Below are 10621 nucleotides of genomic sequence, written 5' to 3' on the forward strand. Positions count from 1 at the left end.
CATGAAAACATCTCGCCGTACTTTTATGATCACGACCGCCGGTGTCGCTTCGAGTCTGGCACTTTCGAGCCTTGCATTCGCCGATTCGCCGAAGTTATCGGACACTGACTCCACGGCTCAGGCACTCGGCTACAAGTCCGACGCGACCAAGGTCGACAAGGCGAGGTACGCGAAGTACGCGGCCGGTCAGATCTGCGGGAATTGCACCTTCTATCAGGGCAAGCCGAGCGACGCGTTCGCGGCTTGCCCGATGTTCGGAGGCAAGCAGGTCGAGGGCAAGGGCTGGTGCAGTGCCTATAGCAGGAAAGCCTGACGTAGCCGACCGTATCGGCGGTCTCTGAAGCGTCACTTGGCAACGCCAGTAAGAGGCGCGGCAGCAGGACGGCAAAATAGATAGTTCGTAATACGAAAGTCAAAGGCTGGCCGTATGGGAGCTTTCGCGGGGACAATCCGGTTCAAGGTCATGCTGACGCTCAGCGTCTGCGTGGCGCTGATGGTGGTTATCGGTCTCATGGGTCTGCGCGGTCTCGCAAGGCTCAGCACCGACATGGGCAGCATGTGTTCGGCGAGTACCGTGCCGATCGAAGATCTCGCCGCGATGCAAGCGGCGGCGCTGAAGATCCGCCTGCAGATGCGTTACATCCAGGCGTTGCACGAACAGGAGAGGGCGGCGGATCTCGTGGCAGATATCGGCAAGGAGCAGAAGAAGCTCGATGTGGCTTGGCGTGACTACTATCCGGCAAAGATCGCGACGATGGATGAGCGCAGACTGGCCGACCGGGTAGCGAAGGTCCTGGCCGCCTTCCGGACGCAATCCGACGACATTGTCGAGGTGCTTCGCTCCGGCAATCTGGACATGGCGGCCTTCTCGATCGACGAACTGACTGAAACCGGCGACGCGTTGTCCGACGCAATCGGTCGCACCGTTGTGCATACGATCAAGGGGTCGAGTGATGCGATCCAGCGTGCATCGAGCCAGATAGCGGAAGGCAGCGCGGACCTATCGTCTGGCTCGAGGCGGCAGGCTTCCTCGCTTGAGGAAACTGCGGCGAGCATGGGCGACCTGATCCTGTCGGTTCAACGCAATGCGGATCATGTTCGCCAGGCTGCGGAGTGTGCCAACGCGGCGTCGCTCGCGGCCGATACGAGCGCGGCGGCGGTCGAGCAGATGCGCGGCACGATGGGCACGATTTCGGCCAGCTCGGCGAAGATCGTGGAAATCACCGCGCTGATCGAAGGGATCGCGTTTCAGACCAATATTCTTGCGCTGAACGCCGCCGTCGAGGCGGCGCGTGCCGGTGAGCACGGCAGGGGGTTCGCTGTCGTCGCAGGGGAGGTGCGCAGCCTCGCGCAACGGGCGGCTAATGCGGCGAAGGAAATCAAGGTGTTGGTCAGCAACTCGGTCGAGTCCATCTCAGGCGGGGCCGCACATGCCGACCGGGTGGCACGTGCCATGGAGGACGTTCGGCGTGCGATCCAGCGCGTGGTCGAAATCAACGACAGCATCTTCGAAGCTTCAGAAGAACAGCGCAGCGGGATCGGGCAGGTGAACGATGCGGTGAATCGCATGGATCAGGTGCTTCGCAACAATGCTGCCGTGGTCGAGCAGGCCGCGCAAGCGGCGCTCTCGCTGGAGGACCAGGTCGCCGCCCAGCGGTGTGCGATTGCAGTCTTCGAGGTCCGCTCGCAGGCATGCGGCACAGCGACCTGAGCTTGGGCGACCAGGGTTTCGGGCGCTGATAATGCCAAGGCGCTCGACGCGAGTTTCATGGAGACCGCCATCTTCCTCGTGCTGGAGGAATCGTCGGACGTAAGAAACGGCTAGCAACCGGAATGCCACCACGGCGGCCAGAAAAGACAGGGTATCCCCTGTCTATTTTGTTCGCCATTATTTTGTATCATGACCTATGTTTAGTAACGTTTCATATAGGCGGTGTGTCGGGCACGGACGCTGATGGCAGGAGCCCGCTAGATCGCCGGCCGTGGGTGCTGAAGGTAAAGGAGTAGGAAATGAGCAGCAACGTAGAGTCTTTGCGAAGCCTGATCGAGAAATGGCTTGCCCCCACGCCGGCTTCGCCGATCAGTTTGACCCGGATGAATTACGCGAAGTCGCGGTCTATGCGATGTGTACGTGTGGAGTCGCTTCGGGCGTCGGGAGCCCTGGCGATTTTCTTTTTCCGCCACGACGACGGATCGTGGTGCGTGTTTCCTCCCGAGCCGCGGCGGCCGGCAATGCGAGCTTCTCTGTAGCCCGGGTAAGGAAAGCCGGCGCATGCGTCGACATTTGAGTGGAGGTTGCGATGGATATCGAAAAGATTGCGAACGACTCGGGTATGCTGCTCGTGCTCGAAGGCCGGATCGGCCGTGAAGAGTACAAGAGCGTGTACGGATCCCTGCATGCTTTGCAGCGCTTTGCCAACAACATTCGCGAGCTGGTCGCCAGCGAAGCCTGTTCCGAGATGCTGCACGCGGAAACGAGCTAAGGCGCCATGCGGCGCGGCGATGCCGCGCCGGCGCAAGGACTGCAAGAGAAAGGTGGTCGCGAACCGCGCCACCAGGGTCCGGCAGCGTCGATCAGGAAATGCCATCGTGCCTTTGTCAAAGATCGATCTGAATCTGTTCGTCGTTTTCGAGGCGATCTACAGGACGCGCAATCTCACGCGCGCCGCGGAGATGCTCTTCATCACGCAACCCGCCGTCAGCAATGCGCTGGCGCGCATGCGCAAATCGCTCAACGATCCGCTATTTGTCAGCACCTCGACCGGCATGGCGCCGACGCCCCTCACGGAGAACATCATTGGGCGGGTGCGCGAAGCGCTGCAGCTGCTTGACTCGAGCGCGCACGCGGGCGAGCAGTTCGACCCGGCGGCTTCTGAACGCGTGTTCCGGCTCAGCATGACAGACCTGACCGAAGCGCTGTTGCTGCCCGGGCTGGAAGAGGTGTTGCAGCGGCTGGCCCCGGGCATCCGTATTGAAAGCTACTTCACTCCCCGAAGCAACATTCCGGATGCGCTGGCCAACGGCGCCGTGAATCTCGCCATCGACGCCCCTCTGATCGATGACCCTCACCTCGAACAGGCGCCGCTGGGCCGGGATCGATATGCGTGCATGCTGCGCCACGATCAACCGTTCGCACGCAAGAAACTGTCGATGGACGATTACCTCAGGCTCGGCCATATCCACGTCTCGAGCCGGCGGCAAGGCCTGGGGCTCGTCGACGCCGAACTCAACAAGCTCGGCGTCAGGCGAACGATCCTGACGCGCGTGCAGCACTACCTGGTTGCACCGTTGATCGCAATGCGTACGGACCTCGTGCTGACCGCACCGCTCATGCTGCTGCAACGCTACGATGCCCGCATCCTCGAGCTGCCGTTCGACCTGCCCGAGATGGAGTCGCGCTGTTACTGGCACCGCAGTGCCGCTGAAGATCCGGCGCATCGCTGGTTGCGAGAACAGGTCACCCGCCTGATGGGAGAGACGAGCGCATAGCGGGGTAGTGTTATCACCATATTTTATGACGCGTAATCACAATAATAAATTTTTGGAATGATATCGAGCTGCGTATGCTGTCGATCAGGACTTATGAGGGATCGCATGGCAGAACTCCATTTGATACGGCATGGCCAGGCGTCCTTCGGCGCCGAGAACTATGACCGGCTCTCAGACATCGGAACGCGCCAGGCGCGTTGGCTTGGCGAATACTTTGCCGATTCCAAACTGTGTTTCGATCGCGTCGTCATTGGCACGATGCGGCGCCATCGGCAGACGGCGGATGCGATTCTTGAAGGATTGGGCAGTCCTGTCGTCGAGATGACGCAACATGCCGGACTGAATGAATACGACTTCGATGCGCTCTATCGGGCGGCGGGTGACGACAACCCGGCATTGAGCGCGCTCGCGCAAGGCACTAAGCGAGACTTCTACGTCGGTCTCAAGCAGGTGCTCCACCTGTGGTCGGAAGACCGGCTTCCCGGTCCCGTCCCGGAGACGTGGCAGCAGTTTCAGGGGCACGTTCGGGATGCGCGGCTAGCGATCCAGCGCGGCGGTGGTCAACGCGTGCTGCTGGTCAGTTCGGGCGGCCCGATCGCGGTTGTCGCACAGCAGGTGTTGCAGGCGCCGGACGCCACCGCCATCGCGCTCAACATGCAGATGCGAAACAGCAGCGTCTGCCAGTATTTCTTCAACGCTGATGCGATGTCGCTAGCCAGCTTCAATTGCGTGCCTCACCTCGATCGCCCCGAGCGCCGCGAATTCGTCACCTATGGTTGACCCCGTTTCAGGATGTTTTGCACCTCATGAACGATAACCTTTATTTCGACGCCGACAAACTCTCCCACTACCTCGCGTCGCACGTGCCGGGTTTCGAAGGCCCCATGACCGTGGAGAAATTCGCCGGTGGGCAGTCGAATCCGACGTTCCTGCTGCACGCGCGCAGCGGCCGCTACGTGCTACGCCGGCAGCCGCCGGGAACGCTAATGAAATCGGCGCATGCCGTCGACCGTGAATTCCGCGTGCTGGCCGCACTTGCAAATACACCGGTGCCGGTCGCCCGAGCGTTGCATCTTTGCGAAGATCGCGATGTGATCGGCAGCCTGTTCTACGTGATGAGCTACAAGGAAGGGCGCATTTTCTGGAATCCGGCACTGCCAGAAATGGCGGCCAGCGACCGCGGCTCGCTTTATGAATCGCTGATCGAAACGATGGCAGTCCTGCATGACGTGGACGTTGATGCGGTCGGGCTGTCGGACTATGGCCGCAGCGGCAACTATTTCGAGCGTCAGATCGGTGTATGGACCAAGCAGTATCGCGCCGCGGAGACCGGGACGCTGCCGGCGGTGGACGCGTTGATCGAGTGGCTGCCCGCGCATTGTCCTGCCGAATCGGATCGACCGTCGCTGGTGCACGGCGATTTTCGCCTCGATAACCTCATATTCGAGCAAAACGCGCCAACAGTCCGCGCGATTCTCGACTGGGAATTGTCAACGCTCGGCAACCCGCTGGCAGACCTAGCGTACTTCTGCATGTGCCTGCGGCTGCCCCCTGAGGGGTATATCACCGGGCTCAGCGGGCTGAATCGCAACTCACTGGGCATTCCCGACGAACCTGCCCTGGTTGAGCGCTACTGCCGGCGTCGCGGGATTTCGTCAATCGCAGACTGGAACTTCTACCTGGCGTTCAGCTTCTTCCGGCTCGCAGCGATCGCGCAGGGCGTCAAGAAGCGGGCGCTGGACGGCAATGCGTCGAGCGACAAGGCGCGCCAGGTTGGTGAGATGGCCGGTACGCTCGCGCAGATGGGCGTTGATCTTCGTTGACCTTTGATGCGGACGGGACGTGCACGCGTTGGTGGCGTGTGTGAGGAATCGGCAGGATTCAGGTGACGCCGAATATTGGAGACAGTTGTGACGACGAATTTATTTGATCTGATGGGAAAGATTGCGCTCGTGACCGGTGCGAGCCGCGGCATTGGCGAGGAAATTGCGAAGCTGCTCGCCGAGCAGGGCGCGCATGTGATTGTCTCGAGCCGCAAGCTGGAGGACTGTGAAGGTGTGGTCGGCGGGATCCGGTCGGCCGGCGGGAGCGCGCAGGCGCTTGCATGCCACGTCGGCCGGGTTGACGACATTCTTCTTGCATTCCAGACCATCCGCAGCCAGCACGGGCGCCTGGATATTCTGGTCAATAACGCCGCCGCAAATCCGTATTTTGGGCATGTGCTCGATACCGATCTGGCGGCGTTCGAAAAGACAGTCGAGGTGAACCTGCGCGGCTACTTCTTCATGTCTGTCGAGGCAGGCAAGCTGATGCGCGATAACGGCGGCGGGGCTATCGTCAATACGGCGTCGGTCAACGCGCTGCAACCGGGCGACAAACAGGCCATCTACTCGATCACGAAAGCCGCCGTCGTCAATATGACGCGTGCGTTCGCGAAGGAGTGCGGCCCGCTGGGTATCCGCGTGAACGCGCTGCTGCCAGGGTTGACGAAGACCCGTTTCGCCGGCGCCCTGTTCGAGGATCAGGAAACTTATGATCGTTGGCTCTCGAAGATTCCACTGCGCCGCCACGCGGAGCCCCGCGAAATGGCGGGAACGGTGCTGTATCTGGTTTCTGATGCGGCCAGTTATACGAACGGCGAATGCATTGTCGTCGACGGCGGTTTGACGATCTAGCCATTGGCGGCAGGCACGGTCTCAGTCGTTTCAAGCGGACATTTTGCAAGGAAGAATCATCATGGATTTTGGCTATAGCCCCAAGGTCGAAGCGTTGTGCGAGCAGTTGCGCGCCTTCATGGATAAACACATCGTCCCGCGCATCCGGCAGTGGCACGATGAGGTGAACCAGGGGCAGTACCCTGTGTCGTTCATGGAGTCGCTCAAGGAGCAGGCTCGTGCCGAGGGCCTGTGGAACCTGTTCCTGCCGCATCTGCGGGACGACGAGCCGGGCACGCGGCTGACCAATCTGGAATACGCGCCGCTCGCGGAAATCATGGGGCGGGTGTCGTGGGCGTCGGAAGTCTTCAACTGCAACGCGCCCGACACCGGCAACATGGAACTGCTGCACATGTTCGCTACGCCTGCCCAGCGTGACCAGTGGCTGACGCCGTTGCTCGATGGCAGGATTCGCTCGGCTTTCGCGATGACGGAACCTGAGGTCGCGTCTTCGGATGCGACCAACATTACGACCTCGATTCGCCGGGACGGCGACGACTATGTGATCAACGGCCACAAATGGTTCATCACGAACGCCGCGCATCCTCATTGCAAGTTGTTCATCGTGATGGGCAAGACCGACCAGCAGGCACCGGCGCACCGGCAGCAGAGCATGATTCTCGTCCCCAGGGACACCGCAGGTGTCGAGATCGTGCGCAACATAACGGTGGTCAATCACGTTGCGCCGGAAGGGCACTGCGAGATCGTGTTCCGCGATGTTCGGGTACCGGCAGCCAATCTGCTCGGTGAAGAGGGCAGCGGTTTCGCGCTGGCTCAGGCGCGTCTTGGACCGGGGCGCATCCACCACTGCATGCGCTCGATCGGCGCGGCCGAGCTTGCTCTCGAATTGATGGTCGAGCGCGCTCAGTCGCGCACGACGTTCGGCAAGGCGCTGCATGAGCACGGCGCGGTCGGCGAATGGATCGCGAAGTCGCGCATCGAAATCGAGCAGGCGAGGCTGCTCGTGCTGAAGGCGGCCTGGATGATCGACCGGGTTGGGGCCAAAGAAGCGCGCAAGGAGATCTCGATGATCAAGGCGCTCGTGCCAACGGTGTACGCCAATGTTTGCGAGCGAGCGATGCAGGTTTTCGGTGCGATGGGACTGAGCCCTGATACGCCATTGGCCGACAACTGGACCTGGGCACGCGCGCTGCGCTTTGCCGACGGTCCAGATGAAGTGCATTTGCAAGGCATTGCGCGCATGGAAATCAAGGCACGGCCGTACGTTGCCGGAGCAACCAATGCCTATCTGATAATGCCTGCACGGGACTGACCGCGGCGAGTGGCCGGGCGACGTCAACGTGTTGCGGCACCTTGCCGAAGAATACTCCTCGTCGCGAATTCACGACGCGCGCCAAACAGATTTCGCAGCACCGACAGCATGCCCACGGGAACGAGACGGATGGGCATGGTTCGCGATGCTTGCATGGCTGTGCGAGTTCGAAAATTCAATCAGAGAGAAAGGCTTCATGGCTATCTCCGTGCGAATCTCAAGAACATAAATGAGATGGTACGGGAATAACATTTTGCATTGTATCGAACCAGTCAGAAATGATGCTGCTCCCAGGAATTTCGACTGCGGCAGGAAATCGTGTGACAACTTCACTGTTCGGCACAGCCATGAACGTGCCCTATCCGCACCTCGCCGCACGCCTGTTCAACACGCCGCTCTCGCGCCAACGGTTCGATGAAAATAGGCGAGCAATGGGTTGGCCACTGTCGATACGGGCAGCCCTATCTGGTCAGACAATCGCGCGCGGAAATCAGTGCTTGCGAAAGACTGCGAACGAAAAATTCGTACCAGTCTCACTATGTTGTCGCGGCTGTCTGATTTCGCGGGGTGACCGATATCCGGACAATTGGAGCCAGTACGAAATCTCGTGTTTCGTTCACCAAGGTCACCCGAATTAGCTGAATCGATCCTTTAAACGACGAGCATTGCTTCATTGTTTTCTGAGTCTGGATTGCGGTTCGGGTGTCGCACCACATATTTCAATCTAACCGGTTACGATCATGACTCGAAACGATTTTCCTGACGTACAGGCTGCCGCGCCCCTCACCAACGGGGATGGCCTCTCCGGTTTGCGGCTCCGCCCCCTGTCATGGCTGGTTTCGTCGCTGCTGGTCGTGCTCGCCTTGCCGGCGAGTGCCATTGCGGGCGCTCAAACGAAGTCTGATCTGGCGCTGGCGAGCGATGCAGCAACTGCAAGCAGATCGACTCCGGTCGAGATTAAACAGCCGTCGACCCCGGGAAGCCATGCTCCTCCGGTGACGTTCTCACAGTGGCTCGAAACGCAACCGTCCAGTAGCGAGGGAGGGCCTCCGGTGGATTCCGCCACGCTGCGCCGTATCTTCCTGAGCGCCGTCGAGGAAGCGGAGAAGCGCAGTCCCGAAGTCGGGCAGGCGTATGCCGCCTACGAAGCCGCGAAATCAGACGTCGACGAAGCGAAAGGCTTGCGGTGGCCGCAAGTTGACATCGGTTCGCAGACACAGGGTGTGCAATTTGGTCCCGGTAATCGAAATGGCTCCAACAACGGGAACGTAGTGACGGCGAACGTCACGACAACGGTGTACGACTGGGGGCGCACAAAGAACACAATCGGAAGTCGTGAACAACTCTCGGATGCCGCGCTCAGTAGTTATGTAGCGGCCCGCAATCAGAATGCGTTCGAGGTGACGAGCACGCTCGTTGAACTGGGCAAGCAGCGCACGATCGTTGACGTGAGCCAGCAATTTGTTGAGCGTATGGCCACGCTCGTGAAGATGCTCAGCGAAATTGTGGCTGTCGACCGTGGTCGCGGCAGCGAACTCACGCAGGCCAAGGCGCGTCTGCTGCAGGCTGAAGCTGCGCGCGATTCAGCGCAAGCGAAGGCACGTGATGCGGAACTGGCGTTGCAAAAGCTGCTGGGCGAAAGCGTACCGCCGATTCCGCACGCGCGCGACTGGCCGCTCCAACCGGGCAATCTGCCGCAACTCCTGGAGCGGGTGAATGCTCATCCGAGCTTGCATCAGATTCAGTCCGAGGCAAATGCGGCCGACCTGAATGCCAAAGTGGTGAAAGCGTCGGGCCTGCCGTCGGTGAATTGGGTTGTCAATGCGAATGCCGGAATCGGAGGCACGGGCGCGGGACAACGTGCGCCATGGCAAACCATGTTGACGCTCAACTGGGCGGCATTCCGCGGCGGTTCGACGCAGGCGGCGACGGCTGCGGCAGGGCACCGGGCACAGGCTTCGTGGCAGCGCCTCGACCAGCAGCGGCGTGACCTCGAGTATGGCATTCGCACCGCGGATCAGGATGCGCACACCATGCTCAGCCGTGCGGAGCAGTACAAACGCCTCTCCGCTGAAACCGATCAGGTGCGCAAGGCCTTCTTCGAACAGTGGTACCACCTGGGCAAACGAACCCTGCTCGATGTGCTCCTTGCGGAGAACGATCACTACGGCAACAGCGTGAGCGAAGTGACGAACCGGTTCGATGGCTACGCGGCGGTACTGCGGGAGCACACATCCGCGGGTTCGCTGGTTGACTGGCTGGAGACCGGGCGCTCCAGCGGTTAGGTGTTGCGAATCAGAGCCGCACCGGATACAGGGCTTCGCGATGGGCTGCCTTCCTTTCTGGATGGCGGCCCTTTTTGCGTCTGGCGCACAGACGAGAAACGTCGGACAACTGCCTGTTTAGCCCTTACGCAATCGTGCATAGGCACCGCTGCTCGCGATTCCCGTGCCGGGAAATGCCTCGTTCCTGTCTCGTCAAATTCGAACTCGTCATATTTCGTTTTATTGCTCACTCATCAAGAATAGGGGTAGAGCAGCACTCTTGCGACTGCCATGTCGCCATTTTCTATCTATACGCTGGCCAGGTGGGCCAACATACGCACTCAAAGAGGCACTACTATGAGTACCAGTTCAGTGAAGCTGGCCGTTGTCGACGGCAGCACCATCAAGCAGACTGTTGAATTGCGCGGGTCCGCGCAAGGCGCTCCCGTTCGTGTAAGCGCCATCAAAGGTGGCAAATTCATTCTGGCCGAGAGCAAGACCGGCCACGGCCCCGAAAACATTACCGTGCGACGCTCCGGCAAGAATCTTCTGGTCAGCCTGGAAGGGGCGGAGCTCGACCAGCCGCAACTGATCATTGAGGACTTCTACGGCAATGAAGGCGAGCTGGTCGGCCTGGGTGAAGACGGGTCGTATCACGAATATATCGCTGCGGACGGCGAGGATGATCGTGAGGCCGCTTTTCTTGTGGATGGCGCGGACTCGCCTCTGGTTCTGGGTGCGGCGCAACTGAACGGTTTCGGCGCGAATCTCGTCGCCGCGCCGGGTGTCGGTCTGGTGGGCTTCGGCCTCCTGGGCCTGGGTGCGCTTGCCGCGCTGGGTGCGGGGATTGCTGCCGCGAGCGGTGGTGGTAATGGCGGCAG

The 10621-nt window shown here is 60.5% G+C and carries 10 protein-coding genes; 9 read left to right on the plus strand and 1 reads right to left on the minus strand.

Annotated features, from left to right (window positions below):
• The first annotated feature begins 1 nt into the window (after position 1).
• The 9 genes from OKW30_RS28200 (at position 2) to OKW30_RS28240 (ending at position 9761) form a co-directional block, all read left to right on the plus strand.
• The gene (locus OKW30_RS28200; RefSeq protein ID WP_429348227.1) at positions 2–313 is read left to right on the plus strand and encodes a high-potential iron-sulfur protein; all 312 of its coding nucleotides are present in this window, start codon (positions 2–4) and stop codon (positions 311–313) included.
• A 114-nt stretch (positions 314–427) separates the two neighbouring features.
• A complete protein-coding gene (locus OKW30_RS28205; protein ID WP_429348228.1) occupies positions 428–1711 on the plus strand; it encodes a methyl-accepting chemotaxis protein in 1284 nt (427 codons plus the stop codon).
• Positions 1712–2300: 589 nt separating this feature from the next.
• The gene (locus tag OKW30_RS28210; RefSeq protein WP_184074418.1) at positions 2301–2483 is read left to right on the plus strand and encodes a hypothetical protein; all 183 of its coding nucleotides are present in this window, start codon (positions 2301–2303) and stop codon (positions 2481–2483) included.
• A 106-nt stretch (positions 2484–2589) separates the two neighbouring features.
• A complete protein-coding gene (locus tag OKW30_RS28215; protein ID WP_184074427.1) occupies positions 2590–3489 on the plus strand; it encodes a LysR family transcriptional regulator in 900 nt (299 codons plus the stop codon).
• Positions 3490–3594: 105 nt separating this feature from the next.
• The gene (locus tag OKW30_RS28220; RefSeq protein ID WP_429348229.1) at positions 3595–4269 is read left to right on the plus strand and encodes a histidine phosphatase family protein; all 675 of its coding nucleotides are present in this window, start codon (positions 3595–3597) and stop codon (positions 4267–4269) included.
• A 26-nt stretch (positions 4270–4295) separates the two neighbouring features.
• A complete protein-coding gene (locus OKW30_RS28225; RefSeq protein ID WP_429349180.1) occupies positions 4296–5312 on the plus strand; it encodes a phosphotransferase in 1017 nt (338 codons plus the stop codon).
• Between the two features lie 87 nt (positions 5313–5399).
• Positions 5400–6164, plus strand: a complete 765-nt coding sequence (locus OKW30_RS28230; protein ID WP_429349181.1) for an SDR family oxidoreductase — start codon at positions 5400–5402, stop codon at positions 6162–6164.
• Positions 6165–6225: 61 nt separating this feature from the next.
• Positions 6226–7476 carry an acyl-CoA dehydrogenase family protein gene (locus tag OKW30_RS28235; RefSeq protein ID WP_429348230.1) on the plus strand — a complete coding sequence of 417 codons (1251 nt, stop codon included), beginning with the start codon at positions 6226–6228 and terminating at the stop codon, positions 7474–7476.
• Positions 7477–8216: 740 nt separating this feature from the next.
• Entirely contained in the window at positions 8217–9761 is a 1545-nt protein-coding gene (locus tag OKW30_RS28240; protein WP_221307970.1) for a TolC family protein, read from the plus strand.
• A 348-nt stretch (positions 9762–10109) separates the two neighbouring features.
• Here the strand turns inward: OKW30_RS28240 and OKW30_RS28245 are convergent, their stop codons facing one another.
• Positions 10110–10487 (minus strand): hypothetical protein, encoded by a 378-nt coding sequence (locus OKW30_RS28245; protein WP_221307971.1) that lies wholly within the window; start codon positions 10485–10487, stop codon positions 10110–10112.
• Positions 10488–10621: the final 134 nt, after the last annotated feature.

Origin of the sequence: Paraburkholderia sp. Clong3, from assembly GCF_050436485.1 — a bacterium.
GTDB lineage: Bacteria > Pseudomonadota > Gammaproteobacteria > Burkholderiales > Burkholderiaceae > Paraburkholderia > Paraburkholderia tuberum.

Bases quoted from the DNA above. Each gene is read 5' to 3' on its own strand.
- OKW30_RS28200 (WP_429348227.1), top strand. From the start codon at position 2: ATGAAAACATCTCGCCGTACTTTTATGATCACGACCGCCGGTGTCGCT.
- OKW30_RS28205 (WP_429348228.1), top strand. From the start codon at position 428: ATGGGAGCTTTCGCGGGGACAATCCGGTTCAAGGTCATGCTGACGCTC.
- OKW30_RS28210 (WP_184074418.1), top strand. From the start codon at position 2,301: ATGGATATCGAAAAGATTGCGAACGACTCGGGTATGCTGCTCGTGCTC.
- OKW30_RS28220 (WP_429348229.1), top strand. From the start codon at position 3,595: ATGGCAGAACTCCATTTGATACGGCATGGCCAGGCGTCCTTCGGCGCC.
- OKW30_RS28225 (WP_429349180.1), top strand. From the start codon at position 4,296: ATGAACGATAACCTTTATTTCGACGCCGACAAACTCTCCCACTACCTC.
- OKW30_RS28235 (WP_429348230.1), top strand. From the start codon at position 6,226: ATGGATTTTGGCTATAGCCCCAAGGTCGAAGCGTTGTGCGAGCAGTTG.
- OKW30_RS28240 (WP_221307970.1), top strand. From the start codon at position 8,217: ATGACTCGAAACGATTTTCCTGACGTACAGGCTGCCGCGCCCCTCACC.